The sequence below is a fragment of the Devosia rhizoryzae genome (genome assembly GCF_016698665.1).
GTDB lineage: Bacteria > Pseudomonadota > Alphaproteobacteria > Rhizobiales > Devosiaceae > Devosia > Devosia rhizoryzae.
In genome coordinates this window covers 2090498-2110999 of record NZ_CP068046.1, presented here as the reverse complement: position 1 = coordinate 2110999, position 20502 = coordinate 2090498, and the positions used below count along the sequence as shown (strand labels likewise).

Below are 20502 nucleotides of genomic sequence, written 5' to 3'. Positions count from 1 at the left end.
TGTCGCGAGGGGCCGTTACCGAAACGGCCCCTTGAAAATAAAGAATGCCCCAAGCCCGATGAAGCCAAAACCCGCCGCGTGGTTCCAGGTCAGCTTTTCCCCCAGATAGGTCACTGCAAACAGCGCGAAGACGCTAAGAGAAATGACCTCCTGAATAGTCTTGAGTTCGGCAGCCGAATACATCGCGCTGCCGATCCTGTTGGCGGGGATCGCCAGCCAGTATTCGAAGAACGCCACGCCCCAGCTGATCAGCACCACCATCCACAGTGCCAGGCTGTGAAATTTAAGATGCCAATACCAGGCAAAGGTCATGAAGAGGTTGGACGCGATCAACAGGCCGATCGGCGCCAGCGAAGGGAAATTGAAGCCCAAGGCTTCCTCCTGGGGAACAAGGCGGCTCTCCTTACGCCGCCGCCTCGCTGCAGAAAAGGGGGATCACCGCGCCTTGGTTGGCTGCTCGAGGCCAAAGATTTCGTCGCTGACATCGTCGAGCTTCTTGCGCACCAGCGCCTGTGCATCGTGCAGCCCGCGATTATAGAAATAAGCGCCCATCCGCTCGGCAAAAAACTGCATCAGCATTTCCGCCGGCATGGCCCCGATCGACTGGTCCAGCTCCTCGCGAAAATAGTCCTGGATCTCCCCGACGATCGCCTTTGTCTCGTCGCGGTCGAACTTGATCGGCTTCATGGCGCACCTCGCTAAAACTGGGGGGTTCATACGCTGAGTCGTTCCTTGTCGCCTGGCTGCGCTTGGGTCATTATGACGCCGCTCAAGGGAGTTTTCGCCATGCTTGCCCGCCTAAGCCTTGTCGCTCTCATCGCCTTCGCGGCGCTCGCCACGCCCACCTTCGCGAAGACCAAGCCAGCAGCCCAACCCGAACAGGTCACCTGTGACGGCGTTTTTGGTCCGGACAGTTCCGAAAAGCTGGTCAAGGAAACCTTCGGCGCCGAAAACGTGATTACCGGCATGGTTCCAGGCCCCGAGGGCACCGAAATGCTGGCCACCACGGTCTTTGGCGATGATCCAGACCGCAAAATGGAATTCGGCTGGTTCGACGAGGAAAACCTAACTCACCTCTCCTATGTCGAGCTCTCGCCCAGCCAGACCGCACCCGGCGGCGTCCGCATCGGCATGACCCCGGCCGAAGTCGAAAAACTCAACGACACGCCTTTCATCATCGGCGGCTTCTGGTGGGACTATGGCGGCTATGCGCAGATCGAAAAGGGCAAGCTCGCCAATGCCGACGATGCCACTTGCTTCCTTTCCCTGCGCTTCTCGCCTGCGGACGAATATTCGCCCGCCATCGACGTGACGCCGGTGTCCGGCGAGGTGGAGGTTCCCTCCGACGAGGGCCTGCTCGAAATTCTCGACACGCGCCTCCAAGTCCTGACGCTGGGCTATGCCTGGCCCGAAGACTTGCCTCAGCCCGAATACTAAGACCCCTGATTGACCCGTCGAGGCAGCGGGCGTACCCTCTGCCTCGAGACTGGTTTCCGGCGTTCAGGTGAACAAGGGAAATAATAGGGAACACGGTGAAGCGTACCCATTAGGGACTGATTCCGTGGCTGCCCCCGCAACTGTAAGCGGCGAGTGCTTTCCAAGGCTCACTGGCTTGTGCCGGGAAGAGGGAAAAGCGCGTTCGAGCCGTGAGCCAGGAGACCTGCCAGCCTCCGTATGGAACACTCAACTGTCGGTGGGACAGGGAGGGGGCGAGATGATTAGGCCATCAGGCTGATGCCGTGTGGGGCAGGGCCCCATAGCATACCCGCGCTTGCGCGGCACACCCTTCATTTCGCCCTTCAGGAACATGTCCATGCATATCGAACCCGATCTCGTTTCGCCCGAAAAAATGCTTCTTGCCTACGCCACCGCCGCTGCTGCCGGTGCCATGGCCGTCAAATTTGCCGTTGACACCGTGCGCACCCGCGGCGCCCTGTCGCTGCTCGCTCGCACCGCGATCGCCACGGCCGCGGTCTTCGTTTTCTTCGAAGTCTTCCCCCATTATGCCGTGGGTGTCAGCGAGGTGCACCTGATCCTGGGTTCGACCCTGCTGCTGCTGTTCGGCGCCGCCCCGGCTGCCTTTGGTCTCGCGCTTGGCCTTATGGTGCAGGGCCTATTCTTCGCGCCTTTCGACCTTCCGCAATATTTTGCCAATGTCACGACGCTGGTCGCCCCGCTAGTTGCAATTAAATTCGTGGCCGACCGGATCATCCGCCCGGATACCGCCTATGTCGACCTGCGCTACAGCCAGGCGCTTGCACTCTCCGCCACCTATCAGGGCGGCGTCGTCCTCTGGGTCGCCTTCTGGGCGCTCTATGGCCAAGGTTTCGGCGCGGAAAACCTCGCCAGCGTCGCCAGTTTCGGCGGTGCCTACATGTTGGTCGTGCTGCTCGAGCCGCTGGTCGATCTCCTTGTCCTTGCCGGCGCCAAGCTGGTGCGTGGCCTGGGCAAGACCGGCCTCGTCACCTCGCGCCTTTATGCCTGATCAAACCCCGGCGCCTTCGGGCGCCGGGCTCAAGGATTTGCCATGACCAAAATTCCAACGACCGTGATCACCGGCTTTCTCGGCGCCGGCAAGACAACGCTTGTCCGCCATCTCCTCGCCCATGCCCCCAAGGGCAAGCGCATCGCGCTGATCATCAACGAGTTTGGTGATCTGGGCGTCGACAAGGACATCCTTGCCGGTTGTGGCGACGAAACCTGCCGCGAGGAGGACATGGTCGAACTCTCCAATGGCTGCATCTGCTGCACCGTGGCCGACGAGTTCATTCCCACCATGCAGGCCTTGCTCGCCCGCGAGGAAAAGTTCGATCACATCGTCATCGAAACCTCTGGCCTTGCCTTGCCGCAGCCCCTGATCCGCGCCTTCAACTGGCCCGAGATCAAGGCGCAGGTCACCATTGACGGCGTCGTCACCGTCGCCGACGCCGCCGCGCTGGCCGAAGGCCGTTTCGCCTCCGATGAAGCCGCCGTCGACGCGCAGCGCCGCCAGGACGAAATGCTCGACCACGAAACCCCGCTGGGCGAACTTTTCGAAGATCAACTCTCCGCCGCTGACATGATCATCCTCAACAAGACCGATCTCGTCGATGCGCCCCTGCTCGAAAAAGTCGAGCAGAACATCCGCGCCGAGCTGCGCCCCGGCGTCGGCATCGTTCGCGCTGCCAATGGCCATGTCGATATCGCTGCGCTCTTAGGCATGGGCATCGGCTCGGAGGCCGATATCGCCAACCGCCCAAGCCATCACGAACTCGAACACGGCGGCGAAACCCACGAGCACGACGATTTCGACAGCTTTTCGCTCAAACTTGCCTCCGTGCAGAACAAGGACCACTTGCTCGCCACCATCGAAGAGACCATCCGCAACCACGACGTGCTGCGCCTAAAAGGCTTCGCCGCCATTCCGGGCGCCCAGGCCCGCCTCGCCATCCAGGCCGTCGGTCCCCGCGTCACCGCCTACTTCGACCGCCCCTGGAAAGCCGGCGAACCCCGCGAAACCGCGCTCGTCGTCATCGGTGAAAGCCCGCTTAATCGGGATGCGATCACCCAAAGCCTTGAGGCGGCAGCCTAGCGTGCCAGCCTTTCCACAAACGCGATCCTGCTCCTCCCCCTCCTCAAGGGGGAGGCCGGGTGTGGGTCTTTCGGGGAATGCGGAGCAGCAGTCCTGATGCACCTCCTCTCCGCCCAGGCCGCCACCATCCAGCAGGAAGGCGAGGCCATCCACCTCGCCCAAACCCCCGGCGCCTTCATCTTCGCCTCTTCCGCCGATAGCGAACTCGCCACCTTGGCCGCTGCCGCCGATCGCGCCCGCGAAACCGAACTGCGCCTCGCCAATACGCTGCGCCTCTCGAACAACTTGTCCGTCGATATGTGGCTGGACCAGACCGTCCGCCATGCCCGCCTTGTCTGCCTCCGCCTCATCGGCGGCGCGGCTTATTGGCAATATGGCGTCGACGAACTCACCGCCCTTTGCGCCAACGGTCGCATCCCCCTCATTCTCCTCCCCGGCGACAGCAACCCCGACCCCATCCTCCAATCCCGCTCCACCATCCACCCCAAAGACTGGACCCGCCTCCACCAGCTCTTCATCCAAGGCGGCCCCCAAAACGCCGACGCGATTCTCCAGTCATTCCGTCGACTGGCCGCCTCTTCACCTCGCCCCTCCGGGGAGAGGTCGGCTGCGCAGCAGCCGGGTGAGGGGGCCTTGCTCGGTTCCTTCAAGCCTCAACACTTCCCCCGCTTCGGCCTCTGGCACCCCAAGACTGGTCTCTTAGAGAGACCTCATGGTGAGCCTGTCGAACCACGAGGTCGGGCACTCGAACGCCCCAACATCCCCATCCTCTTCTACCGCGCCGCCATTGAAGGCGCCGGAACCGCCACGCTCGAAGCCCTGATCGCCGAACTTGAATCCCGCGACCTCAACCCCGTCCCCATCGTCGTCTCCTCCCTTAAAGACGCCGAAAGCGTCCGCTTCGTTCAAGCCAACCTTGCCCAGTTCCCCCCCTCCGCCATCCTCAATCTCACCGCCTTCGCCCTCGGCATCGCCGACCTCCCGCCAGCGCAAAACCCCTTCGCCCACACCGATGCGCCAATCATTCAGCTGATCCAGTCCGGTCGCTCCGAAGCGCAATGGGCAGCCGATCCGCAGGGCCTCTCCGCCAAGGACATGGCCATGTACCTCGTCATGCCCGAACTCGACGGCCGCCTCGCCGGCCTCCTCGTCGGCCACAAAGCCGATGGGGTTTGGCACGAACGCTGCCAGGTCCCCCTGACCGCCTACGCTCCGGACCACGGCGGCATAAGCCGCGCCGTCGACCTCGCACAAAACTGGACCCGCCTCCGCCACACGCCCCGAGCTGACCGAAAAATCGCGATCATCCTGGCCAACTACCCCATCCGCGACGGCCGCCTCGCCAACGGCGTCGGCTACGATGCCCCCGAGTCCACGGTCAGGATGCTGATGCAACTGGAAAGGGCGGGGTACGATCTCGGTCAGTTCCCCTCCCCCTTGAGGGGAGGGGTTGGGGGTGGGGGTCCATCAGTGGACCACGACACCACCCCCCACCCCAACCCTCCCCCTCAAGGGGGGAGGGAGCCCACCCTGTTGGCGTTCGGCAATGCGCGAATGGTTCAAGCCAAGAGCGTTGCACAAGCGCGCAAGCTTCGAACTCACCAAACCATGCCTGAGCGCACCCTTTGGCCGCTGCTGAAAAGCTTCAAAGAACGCGGTGTGAAATTTAGGCGCCAGGTACCGCTTGGGCAATACGTGGCTGATTTTGCGAGCCATCATCCCAAGCTCATTATCGAGGCAGACGGCGATACGCACTTCACCGGCGATGCGCCGTTACGCGACCAGCAGCGCACAGCCTTCCTCGAAAGCATTGGCTACAAGGTCCTGCGCTTTACCAATTCGGAGATAGCCATCAATCTGGATGGCATTTGGCAATCGATTTCGGACGCGCTCGACGACCTCTCGGCTCCAGCGCATCCCTCCCCCTTGAGGGGAGGGACCGAGGGTGGGGGGCCATCGGGTTCTGCCGAAAAATATCCGAGAACCTCCGCCGAACTCATCACGCTCCTCACCGCCGGCCCCACCAACGCCCATCCCCAGCGCGGTACCTCCGCCGCCGTCCTCTCGCTAACCCGATACGTTGAGCTTTTCGCCGCTCTCCCCGAAGCCATCCGCACCGCCGTTGCCATGCGCTGGGGCGAGCCGGCTACCGACCCCTTCGTCCGCGGCGACGCATTCCAGCTCCCCGCGCACCGTTTCGGCAACATCGTCCTGCTGCTCCAGCCCGCCCGCGGCTATCAGCTCGACGAAACCGCCAGCTATCACGACCCGGCCCTCTTCCCGCCCCACGCCTATATCGCCGCCTACCTCTGGCTGCGTTACGAATGGGGCGCTCACGCCATGGTCCACAACGGCAAGCACGGCACGCTGGAATGGCTGCCCGGCAAGTCCGCTGCGCTCGATGCCGATTGCTATCCCGATGCGCTTTGGGGGCAGCTGCCGCACCTTTACCCGTTCATCGTCAACGATCCGGGCGAGGGCACGCAGGCCAAGCGCCGCACGGGGGCTGTGATCATCGATCACCTCGTTCCGCCACTGATCCGAGCCGAGACCTATGGCCCCCTCAAAGATCTCGAAGCACTGCTCGACGAATATTACGCCGCCTCCGGCATGGACCGCCGCCGTCTGGCGGATCTCAAGCGCCGCATTCTCGACTTTACCCGCGACAGCCGCCTCGATCGGGACATCGGCCTGCCCGAAGACGAAACGGCGGCACTGATCAAGATCGACAATTTCCTTTGCGACCTCAAGGAAGCCCAGATCCGCGACGGGCTCCACGTCTTCGGCACCTCGCCCGAAGGAGATATGGCGCGCGACCTTTCGGTCGCCCTTGCCCGCGTCCCGCGCGGCGAAGCGCCGGGTGAAAATTCGATCATCCGGGCGCTGGCCGATGACCTCAAACTCGGCTTCGACCCGCTCACCGCGACCCTGAGCGACCCTTGGACCGGCCCGGCCATCGCCGGGACCGCTTCGCTGCGCAATCTCGGCGACGTCGTCGAACACCTTGAAACCGTCGCCGCACGCCTTGTCGAGGGCGAGCCGGTGCCCGAAAACTGGCCCGCAACCAACGCGGTCCTCGACACGATCCGCACCATCATCGAGCCCCGCCTCGCCGCCTCGGGCCCCGCCGAAATGACCGCGTTCCTTGACGCGTTGGACGGAAAGTTCATCGCCCCCGGCCCCTCCGGTGCGCCCTCCCGCGGCCGTCTCGACGTCCTCCCCACGGGCCGCAACTTCTATTCCGTCGACATCCGCGCCGTCCCAACGCCGAGCGCCTGGGAGCTTGGGCGCAAATCCGCCGAAAACCTGTTCATCCGGCACCTCCAGGACCATGGCCACTACCTCCGATCCGTCGCCCTTTCCGTCTGGGGCACCGCCAACATGCGCACCGGCGGCGACGATATTGCCCAGGCCATGGCCCTGATCGGCGCTTGTCCCACTTGGGATCCGGGCTCGCTAAGGGTCTCTGGCTACGAGATAATTCCGCTTGCCAGGCTCGGTCGCCCCCGCGTCGACGTGACCCTTCGCATTTCCGGTTTCTTCCGCGACGCCTTCCCTGCCCAGATCACCTTCTTCGACCGCGCCATCCGCGCCATCGGTGCCTTGGATGAACCCGAAGACGACAATCCCATCGCCGCCCGCATGCGGTCTGAAGCACTGGGTTTGATGGCTGCAGGGAAGTCGGAAACCGAAGCTTCGCTTGAGGCTGGCGCGCGGATTTTCGGTTCGAAACCAAAGGCTTATGGCGCTGGGCTAGGGCCGCTGATCGACAATGGACGCTGGGAAAACAAGGCCGATCTTGCCGAGCAATTCCTCGCCTGGGGCCAATATGCCTATGGCGCCAAGGCGCACGGCACCCCGCTCGGCGATCGCTTCCGCGCGAGGCTTGGGCAGATCGATGCAGTCGTGCACAACCAGGATAATCGCGAGCACGATTTGCTGGATTCGGACAATTATTATCAGTTCGAAGGCGGGCTTTCAGTCGCTGCCGAGGCTGTCTCCGGCACCAAGCCAACGGCCTATCACAACGATCATTCCCGTCCCGAAACCCCGAGAATTCGCACGCTGGAACAAGAGGTTAGCCACGTCATGCGCTCGCGCGTGGTGAACCCGAAATGGCTCACCGGCGTCATGCGTCACGGCTATCGGGGGGCGTTTGAGATTATTGCGACCGTAGACTTCATGTTCGCTTTCGCGGCCACCACAGGTGCGGTGAAAACCCATCATTTCGACCTCGCTTTTGAAGCCTTCATCGAAGACAAGACGGTTAGAAACTTTATCCTTACCAACAACCTAGCCGGTTACGACGAACTGCTGGCCAAGTTTGATGAGGCGCGCAAGCGTGGCCTTTGGTCGCCTCGGTCGAATTCTGCTTATGACCTCCTGGACCCCTTCGATGAACGATAAACAACCAAAAAAGACGGACCTCATGAGCGAGGCCGAGCGGGACGCCTATCACGCCGAAAAGATGCGCAAGAAAAAGGTTGCGCGCGACAAGATTCTCTCGACCAAGACGGAGGAGAAGGGACTGCTCGTCGTCCACACCGGCAAGGGCAAGGGCAAGTCGACCGCGGCGTTCGGAATGGTGTTCCGTGCTTTGGGCAACGGCATGCGCGTCGGGGTCGTGCAGTTCGTCAAGGGCGTCTGGAACACCGGCGAGCGCACAGTGCTCGACAAGTTTCCCGACCAAGTCACCATCAATGCCATGGGCGAGGGTTTTACCTGGGACGTCGCCGACCGGCAGCGCGATCTGGCTGCGGCGCGAAAAGCCTGGGACCAGGCCAAGGCGCTGATTGCCGATCCAAGCTATGACATGGTGTTGTTGGACGAACTCAACATCTGCCTGCGCTACGACTACCTGCCCATCGAGGAAGTGGTAGAGACCCTCCGCAACAAGCCGCACGACAAGCATGTCATCGTCACCGGCCGCAATGCCAAGGACGAGCTGATCGAGATCGCCGATCTGGTCACCGAGATGACGGAGATCAAGCATCACTTCCGCGCCGGCGTGAAGGCGCAGAAGGGCATCGAGTTCTAGCTAGAGCACCACGATGCCGGAATGCTTGGCCTTGTTTTCCGGCTCGACATGGATGGTGATCTGCGCGTCTTCCACCGCTTGGCGCAACTTGCCTTCGATCTGATCGCAAATGGTGTGCGCAAGCTCGACGCTCATGGCGCCGGGCACGACGAGGTGGAAGTCGATAAAGGTCAGCTTGCCAGCCGTGCGGGTGCGGATGTCATGGGCCTCGATGGCGCCGTCGGCATTGGCGGCGATGACCTCGCGAATGGTCTTTTGCGTGTCGGGCGGCACCGCCACATCCATTAGACCGCCCACGCTGTCGCGGATCACGCCCCAGCCAGACCATAGGATGTTGAGCGCCACGAGGGCGGCCAGAACCGCGTCGAGCTGGGCTATGCCGGTGGCGTAGACAAGCACCAGGCCGACGAGGACGCCGATGGTGGAAATCACATCGGTCAGCAGATGCTTGCCATCGGCTTCGAGCGCCGGCGAACGTGCCTTGCGACCCTCACGGATCAGGACCAGCGCCCAGACCACGTTGATGGCGGTAGCGCCCATGCTGATCAAGAGGCCCGGAAGCGCTGCCTCCGGCAATTCGGGATTGAGAAAGCCGAGCACGGCTTCGCGCAGGATGAGGATGGCGGCGACAATGATCATGACGCCGACCACCACGGCCGAGAAATACTCGGCCTTGTGGTAGCCATATTGGAGGGCGGCGTCGGCCGGGCGCTGCGCCAGGCGCACGGCGACCAGCGCCACGATCGCGGTCACCACGTTGACGATGGATTCAAGTGCGTCCGAATAGAGCGCTACGGACCCGGTGAGCCACCAGGCCCAGGTCTTGAGACCCAGCACCAGAAGGCCGATAGCCAAGCTCGCCGTTGCGATTGCAACGGTTTTTTCGGTCGTGGTCATGGAGGCCTCCGGGGAACGAGCCCTGCCATAGCCCCGTCCTTTGCGGCCTACAACCCCTTGTATTTGCAAACGATTTTCAGAAGCATTCCGAGCTGGTGCGAGCCTCGCGCAAGCCATTGATTGACCACGTGCTTTGCCGCGCATAGAACGAAAGAGAGCACAGCGTTCCCCACGAGGAACTGAAACAGAGCTCGGTGCGGTCGACCTGAAAGGGGACCAGATCCGGGGCTGAGCGAGGCAGAATGAGCGACGTCTTTCCCGGTCTCCTATGGCCGGTTCACACGGCCGACATTGTCGTGGGGCTCGGGGCCCGGGCGCAGGCGACAACGGACGACGTCTTGGCGCTGATCGACGCTGTTCTGGCAGAGCATGACCTCCACCGTAATCAGATCGCTGCCTGCATTACCCTTCGCCGCAAGTGTACGCATCCTGCCTTGATCGAGGCAGCCAAGCGGCTTGGCGTGCCGCTGCTCGGCGTCGAGGAGGACGAACTCGCCCACGCAGTGCCGACGCCTTCGGCGATCGTGCTCAAGCATATTGCCCTGCCTTCGGTGGCCGAGGCGGCCGCGCTGACGGCCGGGCCGCTGATCGCGGAAAAACGAAGCTCGGCCAATGTCACCTGTGCTCTGTCACGTCAGTTGCCGATGGCGGCCAGCGCTGCCTCGACGCTGTCCACTTCCCGTGCCGGTCCGTAGATCGGTCGCGCCAGCATGAACACTTTGACGCCCAACTGCCGTGCGGCTTCGAGCTTGGCCGACGTCTGCCCTCCGCCCGAATTCTTGCTGATCAGATGCGAAATTTCGTGACGCCGCATCAGCGCCAATTCACTTGCCAGCGTATAGGGCGGCCGCATCTGCAAGAGCTCGGCGTGTCGCGGCAGGGCGAAGTCGGGCGTCTCGATCAGCCGCACAAAGAACTGGCAGTCATAGCGCTCGAGATAGGTGGAAAGCCCGGCATGACCGGTGGTCAGCAGCACGCGCGCGTCGCTGGGCAAGGCGTCGGCCGCGGCTTGCGCAGAATCGAGAATGATCCAATCCTCTCCGGCCTCGGGCGTCCACGGTGGTCGCATGAGCCGGATCAGCGTTATGCCGCTCGTTTCGGCCGCGGCAACGGCATTGACCGAGATGAGGCCGGCATAGGGATGGGTTGCATCCACCAGAAGCTCGATATGGGCGGCACGAAGATAAGCGCTAAGCCCCGGCACGCCGCCAAATCCGCCCATGCGGATGCCGCCCTTGGGCAGGGTCGGATCCTGCGTGCGGCCGGCAAGCGAGGTGATCACCTCATGGCCCGCTTGCATCAGCTGGTTGGCAAGCTGCCGCGCTTCCGCCGTGCCACCCAGGATCAAGATTTTCATCGCGCGACCTCCGGGCCCGACTGTGCCCGCGACCTCCTTGCGGCTCAAGGGGGCACGACACGATGAATGCCGTCGCACCCAAGGGTCTCGTCATTGCCGCCCCGCGGTCGGGCTCCGGGAAGACCCTCGTTACGCTCGGCCTGCTCGCTGCCTTGCGCCGGCGGGGCCAAGTCGTTGCCCCGGCCAAGACGGGACCCGACTACATCGACCCCGCCTTTCTCGGCCAGGCCGCCGGGCGCGAGGCGGTCAATCTCGATCCTTGGGCCATGCGACCGCAGCAGCTTCGAGCGCTTGCCGCGCAACAGGCAACGGGAGCGGACCTTCTCTTGGTGGAAGGGGTGATGGGCCTTTTCGACGCCAGTGCCAATGGCCAGGGCTCGACCGCCGATCTTGCCGAAGCGCTTGGGCTGCCGGTGATCTTCGTTGTCGATGCCGATCGCCAGTCCCAGTCGGTGGCGCCGCTCGTGTCCGGCTTTGCGCGCTGGCGCCCAGGCGTTCGCATTGCCGGGCTCGTTCTCAATCGCGTTGCCAGCGCACGGCATGAACGCATGCTGACGACGGCTCTGAAGGCCACCGGCATCCCCTTGCTCGGCGCCATCCCGCGCCGCGCTGAACTTGTGGTTCCGGAGCGCCATCTCGGTCTTGTGCTTCCCGGCGACCTCGCAGGGTTCGACACCTTTCTCGAGCTGGCCGCGGAAACCATCGGCGACTTCATCGACCTCGAAGCCCTGCAAAGCCTTGCTGCACCGATACCGCAGGCAGAGCTGCCGACGAGCTTGCCGCCCTTGGGCCAGCACATTGCCATCGCGCAGGATGCCGCTTTTGCTTTCCTTTATTCGCACTTGCTTGATGGCTGGCGGGCCCAAGGCGCCGCGCTGAGCTTTTTTTCGCCGCTCGCCAACGAGGCGCCGTCGCCCGACGCCGACGCCGTTTTTCTTCCCGGCGGCTATCCGGAACTGCATGGTGCCAAGCTTGCTTCTGCCCACAGTTTCCATGCCGGCCTGCGCGCGGCCCGAGACCGCGATGCCCTGATCTATGGCGAGTGCGGGGGTCTCATGGTCCTGGGCGAAGCGCTGATCGACAAGACGGGCGCGAGTTACGCCATGTCCGGCCTCCTGCCCACCGTCACCCGCATCGACCGGCCCAAACGCGTCCTCGGCTATCGGCGCCTGCTGCATGAGAGCGCCTTGCCATGGCCTGCCGGGTTGAACGGGCATGAATTCCACTATTCTTCGGCGAAACAGTCCGGCCTGCCGCCGCTCTTCGAAGCGCTCGATGCCGAAGCCATTCGCCAGCCGCCGATGGGCGCCCAGCTTGGCCGCGTCATGGGCTCTTACGCCCATGTCATTGCTTCGGCATAAGGCGGCCATGACAAAAGCTCTCATGTTCATGGGCACCGGCTCCGATGTCGGCAAATCGCTGATCGTCGCCGGTCTCTGCCGCGCGTTGGCGAACCGGGGCCTCAGCGTCGCGCCGTTCAAGCCGCAGAACATGAGCAACAACGCTGCCGTGACCGAAGACGGCGGCGAGATCGGCCGCGCCCAGGCGCTGCAGGCGCGGGCGGCGCGACGCGCGCCGGTCACTGCCATGAACCCGGTCTTGTTAAAGCCCGAAGGCGAGACCGGCTCGCAGGTCGTGGTGCGAGGCCAGCGCCGCGCCAGTCTTTCAGCCCGGCAATATTGGTCCGACCGGGCGCAATTGCTGCCCGAAGTGTTGAACGCGTTTGAGGAATTGTCCGCCACTTCCGACATCATCCTGGTAGAAGGCGCCGGCAGCGCTTCCGAGGTTAATCTGCGTCGGGGCGACATCGCCAATTTCGGTTTCGCCCAAGCCGCACAGGTGCCCGTCGTGCTGATCGGCGACATCCATCGCGGCGGCGTCATCGCCTCCATCGTCGGCACCCTGGCCGTGATCGATAGGGAAGATGCGGCTCTTGTCCGCGCCAGCCTCATCAACAAGTTCTTCGGGGATCCGGCGCTGTTCGAAAGCGGCAAGGCTTTCCTTGTCGAACGTACCGGGCTGCCGTGCCTCGGGCCGGTGCCGCACTTTGCCGATGCTTATCGGCTTCCAGCCGAAGACGCCCTGGCGTTAGAAGCGTATTCGGCCGGGCAGGGGAGCTTCCACATCGCCGTGCCGCGCTTGCCGCGCATCGCCAATTTCGACGATCTCGACCCGCTGCGCGCGGAGACGGGTGTTACCGTGACACTGGTGCAGCCTGGCACGCCGCTGCCGCGCGACGCCGATCTGGTGCTGCTGCCGGGGTCCAAATCCACCCGCGCCGACCTCCGAGCCTTGCGCCAGAATGGTTGGGATATCGACATCGCCGCCCACCATCGCGCCGGCGGTCTCGTGCTCGGCGTCTGCGGCGGCTACCAAATGCTGGGCAAGACCATTGCCGATCCGCATGGCATAGAGGGCGCGCCTGGCACTTCGGAGGGTCTAGGACTGCTCAACGTCGATACGGTGTTGGCGCCGACCAAGCAGTTGCGACTCGAACGTGGCATCCACCTCAATACAGGGCAGGAGCTGTTGGGCTACCACATGCATATGGGCATCACCTCCGGGGCGGGACGCGCGCGTCCGTTCGCGCGGATCGGGGCCGAGCCGGAGGGCACCGTCAGCGGCGATGGACTTGTGATGGGCACTTATCTGCATGGCCTTTTTGCCGCCGATGGCTTCCGCCGGGCGTTTCTCGGCAATGCCGCGAGCCCGGACCTCAGCTATGAGACTGGGATCGAAACGACGCTCGACGCCTTGGCGGCGCATCTTGAACGGCACCTCGATATCGATGCGCTGCTTGCCTTGGCTGCGGAGATCTAGATGGACGTGCTCATTGCGCCGCTGGCGCTGCTTGTGGAACGCCGCTTCGGCTATTCCGACCGGCTCACCGCCAGCATCGGCCATCCGGTCATGTGGTTCGGCGCGCTGATCGGATTCTTGGAGACGCGGCTCAATACGGAGACGCGAAGCCCGGCCCAGCGCAAGCTTGCGGGCGTGGTCGCGCTGATCCTGGTGCTACTGGCCGTGTTGATCGTCAGCGTCGGCATTCGCACCGTGCTCTCGTGGCTGCCATTCGGCTGGATCGTGGAAATGCTGCTCGCCACAAGCCTTTTGGCGCAAAAGGAACTTGGGAGGGCCGTGGGCGCGGTGGCTCAAGCCATGCGCCAGTCGCTTGCTGCCGGCCGCGAGGCTGTGAGCCATATAGTCGGCCGCGACCCAGAAGTCCTGGACGAGGCGGGGGTCGCGCGGGCCGCCGTGGAGACGCTCGCCGAATCGACTTCCGACGGGGTCGTTGCGCCCTGGTTCTTTCTCGTACTCTTCGGGCTTCCCGGCATCGCGCTCTACAAGGCCGTTAACACCGCGGATTCAATGATCGGGCATCTTAACGCGCGCTATCGCGATTATGGCTGGGCCGCCGCCAGGCTCGACGATGTGCTGAACTGGATCCCGGCGCGGCTGTCCGCGGTGCTGATCACCGCCGCCTGCTTTTTGACCCCGAACGCCAGCCCCTCATCCGCCTGGGCCACGGCGCGTTGCGATGCGCGCAAGCACGACTCACCCAATGCCGGTTGGCCCGAGGCGGCTTTCGCGGGCGCACTGGGCTTCAAGCTGGGCGGCCCGCGGGCCTATGATGGCGAAGTGGTCGATCTTCCAGCGTTTGGTGCGGGGAGGGCGGAGCTCAATGCTGCCGATATCGAGCGCGCATTGGGTTTGTATCGCCAGACGCTGAATGTGCTCCTGGCGCTGAGCACCTTTGTCGCCGTGATCGTGCTCGTCAGCTGACCGGCTGCTCGCCCTTCATCGTCAAGGCCAAGCCGGCAGCGATGAAATAAACGTCGTCGCACACCGCTGCGACGCGCTGGTGGGTCGAGCCGGCCAGATCGCGAAAAGTGCGGGCCATGGCATTGTCGGGCACGATGCCGAGGCCGACCTCGTTGCTGACCAGCACCACCTTGGCCTGCCGGAACTCCACCAATGTCGCGCACAGCTCGCTTACGGCGGTGGAAATATCCTCGTTGGCCATGAGGAGATTGGTAAGCCAGAGCGTCAGGCAATCGACCAGCACGACGTCATGCTCCTGCCCCGCCTTGATGATGGCGTGTGAAAGTTCGATCGGCTCCTCGATAGTCGCAAAGCGTGCACCGCGCCCCGACTTGTGGCTCGCGATGCGATCGGCCATTTCCACGTCCAAAACCGTGGCGGTGGCGAGATAGGCGGGACGGGAGCCGGAATGAAGCGCCAGCCGCTCGGCGAAAGCGGTTTTTCCCGATCGGGCACCGCCCAGAACCAGACAATGTCGCGTCATCATCGGCCTCCTCTTTGTCTGAAGCAGACATGGCATGCATGGCGATCTCTTGGCAGGCGCAAAAACTCGTGCATGCTACTTTCGTCTTAGCGGCTTTCGCATTATGGTCCGCGCCGAAATCACCCCCTAGTGTGGGCACTGCAGAGTGCCGGCTCCGGCCCGCTCTGCTTTCCCGCAAAAACCTCGGAGAATGCTTTCGTGCCGCGATATTACCTGGGCGTCGATGGTGGCGGCACCAATTGCCGGGTTCGGCTCGCCGACGAGAATCTGCAAACGCTGGCCGAAGTCAAGAACGGCCGCTCCAACCTGCAGATCGATGCCGGCGAACCCGCCTATGAAGCGATCTCCGACGGCACGCGTGATGTCTTCGCCGCGGCCGGCGTCGATTATGCGCAAACTGCCAATACCTATGCCTGCTTCGGCATGGCCGGCGGCCGCATGGATACGGCGCGTGCCAGTTTTGCCGCGCGTCCATGGCCTTTCGCAGGGGTCAAGGTCTATGACGATATTGACATAGCCCATGCCGGCGCGCTGGGCGGTGGTGAAGGGGGCGTCGTCATCATCGGCACCGGCTCTGCCGCCATGTCGATCGTTAACGGCACGCGCCACCAGGCCGGCGGCTGGGGTTTTCACATAGGCGACCAGATGTCGGGCGCCATTCTCGGCCGTGAACTGGTCCGTTATTCGGTCGAAGCAGCCGATGGCCTGGTCCAGGCCTCGCCGCTGACCGAAGCGGTGGTTGCGGCGCTTGGCGGCGATAATCAGGCGGTAATGACCTGGTCTTTCGCGACCGCCATGGACCTCACCATTCTGAGCCGCGACGGCACGGAAGGCTGCGACGATGCGCTGATCGGCCGGGCTCCGGGCGAATTCGGCAAGCTCATGCCGCTCTGGTTCGACTATCTCGAACAGGGCGATCCGGTCGCCGAAAAGCTGCTCGAAACGCAGATGGGCTATATCGACACCTATGTGCGCTGGTTCAAAGGCCACGGCGCCGAGGTCATGGCCATCGTCGGGGGCCTCGGCCAGCGCCTCTTCCCGCGACTGCAGGACCGCTACGGCCAGTTCGTCGCCCTGCCGCAATTCGAACCCCTGCATGGCGCGGTGATCCTCGCCCGGCAGAACTTCGCCTCGAACTAGGGACTTAGCTTTTGTCCAGCCGTATCATTCCCGTCCAGCCCTTCGACTATGTGGTGTTCGGTGCCACCGGTGACCTGACCAAGCGCAAGCTTATTCCGGCGCTTTATCACCGCTTCAAGGACGGGCAGTTTGACGAGCAGAGCCGCATTATCGGCGCCTCCCGCTCCAAGCTCAGCGAAGCCGAGTTCCAGACGCTGGTGCGCGAGGCGCTGACCCAGTTCGTCGAAAAGGACTACCAGGACGGCGGCACCATCGACCGCTTCGTCGGCATCTGCACCTATGTGCCGGTGGATGCTTCCAAGCCCGAAGGCTCTGGCGATCTCGGCGCTGCCCTGCGCGACGATGCCAAGATCATTCGCGCCTTTTATCTTGCCGTCGCGCCCGACCTGTTCGAGCCCATCGCCGAATACCTGGCCGCCAACAATCTTTATCGCCGCGACGCGCGCGTCGTCATCGAAAAGCCGCTTGGCCACGACCTCTTGTCCTCGATGGAGATCAATGACGGCGTCGCCAAGATCTTCAAGGAAGATCAGGTCTACCGCATCGATCACTACCTGGGCAAAGAAACGGTCCAGAACCTCCTGGCGCTTCGGTTTGCCAATACGCTCTTCGAGCCGGTCTGGAACTCGGCCCATATCGACCACGTGCAGCTGACTGTGGCGGAGTCCGTCGGCGCCGGCACGCGCGGCTATTACGACGAGAGCGGCGCTCTCCGTGACATGATCCAGAACCACATGCTGCAGCTGCTCTGCCTTGTGGCCATGGAGCCGCCCGCGTCGGACGATGCCAATGCCCTGCGCGATGAAAAGCTCAAGGTTCTGCGCGCGCTGCGCCCGATCACCAATGGCGACGTGGTCGGCAAGACGGTGCGGGGCCAGTATCGTGGCGTCAAAGCTGAAACCGCATCGGTTGCCAGCTACCAGGACGAATTGCCCGACGACAAGAAGGGTAGCCGCACCGAGACTTTTGTGGCCATGAAGGCCGAAATCGAGAACTGGCGCTGGTCCGGCGTGCCGTTTTACCTGCGCACCGGCAAGCGCATGGCCGAGCGCGTCTCGGAAATCTGCATCCAGTTCAAGCCCATTCCGCATTCGATTTTCGACCATGCCGAAGGCGCGCCCAAGCCCAACAAGCTGATCATCCGCCTGCAGCCCGACGAGGGCGTCAAGCTCATGATGATGATCAAGGACCCGGGCCCCGGCGGCATGCGCCTGCGCGAAGTGCCGCTGAACCTGAGCTTCGCAGAAACCTTCCACGATCGCACGCCTGAGGCCTATGAGCGGCTCCTCATGGACGTGATCCGTGGCTCGCAGACCCTCTTCATGCGCCGCGACGAACTCGAAGCCGCCTGGCGCTGGGTCGATCCGATCCGCGAAGCATGGGACCGCTCGACCGACGCCCCGCAGACCTATACCGCGGGCACCTGGGGACCCAGTGGCGCCGTCGCCCTGATCGAACGCGACGGCCGCACCTGGTACGAGGGGGACGTCTGACGTGACCATCGACCGCCGCTCCTTCGCCGACAAGGCCACCCTCGCCAAGGAACTGGCTGCATCGGTCGCCGACCGCATCCGCGCCGCCATCGCCGAACGCGGCACCGCGGCCATCGCCGTCAGCGGCGGTTCGACGCCGGGCAAGTTCTTCTCGGTGCTTGGCAAGACCAAGGACATCGACTGGGACAAGGTCATCGTCACGCTGGTCGACGAGCGCTGGGTGGACGAGACCTCGGACCGGTCCAACGCCCTTCTCGTCAATGAAAAGATGCTGCAGGGTCCCGCCGCCACGGCGCGCTTCTTTCCGCTCTATTCCGGTGGCGATGAACCCACCGACGCTGCGGTCGCCAAGACCAATGCCTTGATGGCCGAACTGCCAAAGCCCTTTGCTGCGGTCATTCTCGGCATGGGCAATGACGGCCATACGGCCAGCTTCTTCCCCGGCGGCGACACGCTTCATCAGGCGCTGACGGCCGAGGGCCCGACCCTTGCTATCCGGGCCCCCGGCGCCGGCGAACCGCGCATCACCTTCACCCTGCCGCGGCTGCTCGAGACCGACGGCCTCTACCTCCACATCGAAGGCGACGAAAAAGCCTCTGTACTCGACGCCGCGCTCGGCGATGGTCCGGTGGCGGACATGCCGATCCGCGCCGTCCTGCGCTCAAATGCGCCGGTGACAGTTTACTGGTGCCCATGAGACTCCTGGTGCGGTCCCCAATCGACCGCACCGGCCGCTGACTGGGCACCCAATCGACGCAAGGATTACCGCGCCAGCGGCCCCCTTCTGGCGCGCCTTGCCTTTATGGAGAAGTGACCCATGACCGTCCGTCAGGCCATCCAGGACGTGACCGATCGTATCGCGGCGCGCAGCCGCGACACGCGCCGCGACTACCTTACCCGCCTCGACATCGCCAAGGAGCAGGGCGTTTATCGCGCAGCACTCTCCTGCGGCAACCTCGCCCACGGATTTGCCGCCTGCTCGCCTTCCGAAAAGGCAGCGCTGGCCGGCAACAAGACGCTGAACCTCGGCATCGTCACGAGCTACAACGACATGCTCTCGGCTCATCAGCCCTATCAATTTTATCCCGATATCATCAAGGAAGCGGCGCGCGAGATCGGCGCCACGGCCCAGGTTGCCGGCGGTGTGCCGGCCATGTGCGATGGCGTGACGCAAGGCCAGCCGGGCATGGACCTGTCGCTGTTCAGCCGCGACGTCATTGCCATGTCGACCGCCATTGCTCTGTCGCACAACATGTTCGACGCCGCGGTTTACCTCGGCATTTGCGACAAGATCGTGCCCGGCCTGGTCATCGGCGCCCTAGCCTTCGGTCACCTGCCGGCCGTCTTCGTGCCCGCCGGGCCCATGCCCTCGGGCCTGCCCAATGATGAGAAGTCCCGCGTCCGCCAGCTCTATATGGAAGGCAAGGTCGGCCGCGCCGAACTGCTGGAAGCCGAATCGAAGTCCTATCATTCGGCCGGCACCTGCACCTTCTACGGCACCGCCAATTCCAACCAGATGCTGATGGAGATCATGGGTCTCCATCTGCCTGGCGCAAGCTTCGTCAATCCAGGCACCCCGCTGCGCGATGCGCTGACCCGCGAGGCCACCAAGCGCGCATTGTCGCTGACCAGCCTTGGCAACAATTATACGCCGATCGGGCATGTGCTCGACGAAAAGGCCATCGTCAACGGCCTTGTCGGGCTTCACGCCACCGGCGGCTCCACCAACCACACCATGCATATCATCGCCATGGCCGCCGCTGCCGGCATTCAGGTCACCTGGGATGACATGAGCGATCTGTCGGACGCAACGCCGCTCTTGGCCCGCGTTTATCCCAATGGCGTTGCCGACGTGAACCACTTCCACGCCGCCGGCGGCATGGGCTTCCTGATCAAAGAGCTGCTCGAAAGCGGACACCTCCATGAAGACGTCAAGACCGTCTGGGGCGATGGCTTGTCCAACTACACGGTCGAAGCCAAGCTGCTCGATGACAAGCTGAGCTTCGAACAGGCCCCGGCAGAGTCGGCGCTGCCCAAGGTCCTGACCTCGACCAAGACCCCGTTCCAGCCCAGCGGTGGCCTCAAACTCCTCACCGGTAATCTCGGCCGCTCGGTCATCAAGGTCTCGGCCGTCAAGCCCGAGCACCGCGTGGTCGAAGCTCGCGCCCGTGTGTTCCACGGCCAGGAAGGGTTGCAGGCTGCGTTCAAGGCAGGCGAGTTGACCGGCGACGTCATTGCCGTGGTCCGATTCTCCGGCCCCAAGGCGCTCGGTATGCCGGAGCTGCATAAACTGACCCCCGCGCTCGGCGTCCTCCAAGACCGCGGCCACAAGGTGGCTCTCTTGACCGACGGCCGCATGTCCGGCGCTTCGGGCAAGGTACCGGCCGCCATCCACATGACCCCCGAAGCAGTCGACGGCGGCCCGATCAGCAAGATCCGCGACGGCGACCTGATCCGCCTCGATGCCAATGAAGGCACGCTGACCTTCCTCGGCGACGAAAAGGAATTCTTCAGCCGCACCCCCGCCACCGAAGACCTCCGCAGCCAACACTTTGGCATGGGCCGCGACCTCTTTGCGGGCTTCAGAAGCCTGGTGGGCGTTGCGGACAGAGGGGCGAGTGTTTTTAACTGAGCGTCCCGCACTCTCGACCTCCCTTCTCCCCTCGCGGGAGAAGGTGCCCGGAGGGCTGATGAGGGGGA

General features: G+C 63.6%; 18 protein-coding genes and 1 riboswitch. Of the genes, 13 read left to right on the top strand and 5 right to left on the bottom strand.

What is annotated here, in order from left to right; genetic code table 11:
* Window positions 1-15: 15 nt before the first annotated feature.
* Entirely contained in the window at window positions 16-372 is a 357-nt protein-coding gene (locus JI748_RS10500) for a DMT family protein (RefSeq protein ID WP_201630209.1), read from the bottom strand.
* Between the two features lie 63 nt (window positions 373-435).
* Window positions 436-687 (bottom strand): DUF2164 domain-containing protein, encoded by a 252-nt coding sequence (locus JI748_RS10495; RefSeq protein ID WP_201630201.1) that lies wholly within the window; start codon window positions 685-687, stop codon window positions 436-438.
* 99 nt (window positions 688-786) lie between these two features.
* On the opposite strand from JI748_RS10495, the gene JI748_RS10490 reads away from it, so the two are divergent.
* The 5 genes from JI748_RS10490 to cobO all read left to right on the top strand — a co-directional run bounded on the left by JI748_RS10490 (window position 787) and on the right by cobO (window position 8609).
* Window positions 787-1437, top strand: coding sequence for a hypothetical protein (locus JI748_RS10490; protein WP_201630199.1), 651 nt, complete (start codon window positions 787-789; stop codon window positions 1435-1437).
* Between the two features lie 33 nt (window positions 1438-1470).
* Window positions 1471-1682, top strand: a riboswitch (cobalamin riboswitch).
* A 131-nt stretch (window positions 1683-1813) separates the two neighbouring features.
* Window positions 1814-2485, top strand: a complete 672-nt coding sequence (locus JI748_RS10485) for an energy-coupling factor ABC transporter permease (RefSeq protein ID WP_201630190.1) — start codon at window positions 1814-1816, stop codon at window positions 2483-2485.
* Between the two features lie 42 nt (window positions 2486-2527).
* The gene (cobW, locus tag JI748_RS10480) at window positions 2528-3571 is read left to right on the top strand and encodes a cobalamin biosynthesis protein CobW (RefSeq protein ID WP_201630182.1); all 1044 of its coding nucleotides are present in this window, start codon (window positions 2528-2530) and stop codon (window positions 3569-3571) included.
* 96 nt (window positions 3572-3667) lie between these two features.
* On the top strand, window positions 3668-7978 hold the full coding sequence (gene cobN / locus JI748_RS10475; protein WP_201630180.1) for a cobaltochelatase subunit CobN: 4311 nt from the start codon (window positions 3668-3670) through the stop codon (window positions 7976-7978).
* Window positions 7979-8000: 22 nt separating this feature from the next.
* The gene (gene cobO / locus JI748_RS10470) at window positions 8001-8609 is read left to right on the top strand and encodes a cob(I)yrinic acid a,c-diamide adenosyltransferase (RefSeq protein ID WP_201637231.1); all 609 of its coding nucleotides are present in this window, start codon (window positions 8001-8003) and stop codon (window positions 8607-8609) included.
* Here cobO and JI748_RS10465 read toward each other — a convergent pair whose 3' ends face one another.
* The gene (locus JI748_RS10465; protein ID WP_201630178.1) at window positions 8610-9506 is read right to left on the bottom strand and encodes a cation diffusion facilitator family transporter; all 897 of its coding nucleotides are present in this window, start codon (window positions 9504-9506) and stop codon (window positions 8610-8612) included.
* Window positions 9507-9748: 242 nt separating this feature from the next.
* Between JI748_RS10465 and JI748_RS10460 the strand changes: the two genes are divergently transcribed.
* Window positions 9749-10201, top strand: a complete 453-nt coding sequence (locus JI748_RS10460) for a cobalamin biosynthesis protein (RefSeq protein WP_201630176.1) — start codon at window positions 9749-9751, stop codon at window positions 10199-10201.
* Here the strand turns inward: JI748_RS10460 and JI748_RS10455 are convergent.
* A complete protein-coding gene (locus tag JI748_RS10455; protein WP_201630174.1) occupies window positions 10141-10863 on the bottom strand; it encodes a cobalt-precorrin-6A reductase in 723 nt (240 codons plus the stop codon). The two genes, JI748_RS10460 and JI748_RS10455, sit on opposite strands and share 61 nt — an antisense overlap.
* A 62-nt stretch (window positions 10864-10925) precedes the next feature.
* Here JI748_RS10455 and JI748_RS10450 point away from each other — a divergent pair, with 62 nt between their 5' ends.
* From JI748_RS10450 to cbiB, 3 genes are read left to right on the top strand one after another with little or no spacing between them, the layout of a single operon-like run.
* The gene (locus tag JI748_RS10450; RefSeq protein WP_201630172.1) at window positions 10926-12224 is read left to right on the top strand and encodes a cobyrinate a,c-diamide synthase; all 1299 of its coding nucleotides are present in this window, start codon (window positions 10926-10928) and stop codon (window positions 12222-12224) included.
* 7 nt (window positions 12225-12231) lie between these two features.
* The gene (locus tag JI748_RS10445) at window positions 12232-13683 is read left to right on the top strand and encodes a cobyric acid synthase (RefSeq protein ID WP_201630170.1); all 1452 of its coding nucleotides are present in this window, start codon (window positions 12232-12234) and stop codon (window positions 13681-13683) included.
* Window positions 13684-14646, top strand: a complete 963-nt coding sequence (cbiB, locus tag JI748_RS10440) for an adenosylcobinamide-phosphate synthase CbiB (RefSeq protein ID WP_201630168.1) — start codon at window positions 13684-13686, stop codon at window positions 14644-14646. It abuts the gene before it with no gap.
* On the opposite strand, the gene cobU is transcribed toward cbiB, so the two are convergent.
* Window positions 14639-15169 carry a bifunctional adenosylcobinamide kinase/adenosylcobinamide-phosphate guanylyltransferase gene (cobU, locus tag JI748_RS10435; protein ID WP_201637228.1) on the bottom strand — a complete coding sequence of 177 codons (531 nt, stop codon included), beginning with the start codon at window positions 15167-15169 and terminating at the stop codon, window positions 14639-14641. The two genes, cbiB and cobU, sit on opposite strands and share 8 nt — an antisense overlap.
* 198 nt (window positions 15170-15367) lie before the next feature.
* Between cobU and JI748_RS10430 the strand changes: the two genes are divergently transcribed.
* From JI748_RS10430 to edd, 4 genes are all read left to right on the top strand, one after another.
* On the top strand, window positions 15368-16309 hold the full coding sequence (locus JI748_RS10430; protein WP_201630159.1) for a BadF/BadG/BcrA/BcrD ATPase family protein: 942 nt from the start codon (window positions 15368-15370) through the stop codon (window positions 16307-16309).
* A gap of 11 nt (window positions 16310-16320) precedes the next feature.
* Window positions 16321-17802, top strand: a complete 1482-nt coding sequence (gene zwf / locus JI748_RS10425) for a glucose-6-phosphate dehydrogenase (protein ID WP_201630157.1) — start codon at window positions 16321-16323, stop codon at window positions 17800-17802.
* Between the two features lies 1 nt (window position 17803).
* Window positions 17804-18499 carry a 6-phosphogluconolactonase gene (gene pgl, locus JI748_RS10420; protein WP_201630155.1) on the top strand — a complete coding sequence of 232 codons (696 nt, stop codon included), beginning with the start codon at window positions 17804-17806 and terminating at the stop codon, window positions 18497-18499.
* Window positions 18500-18619: 120 nt separating this feature from the next.
* A complete protein-coding gene (gene edd, locus JI748_RS10415) occupies window positions 18620-20434 on the top strand; it encodes a phosphogluconate dehydratase (protein ID WP_201630147.1) in 1815 nt (604 codons plus the stop codon).
* Window positions 20435-20502: the final 68 nt, after the last annotated feature.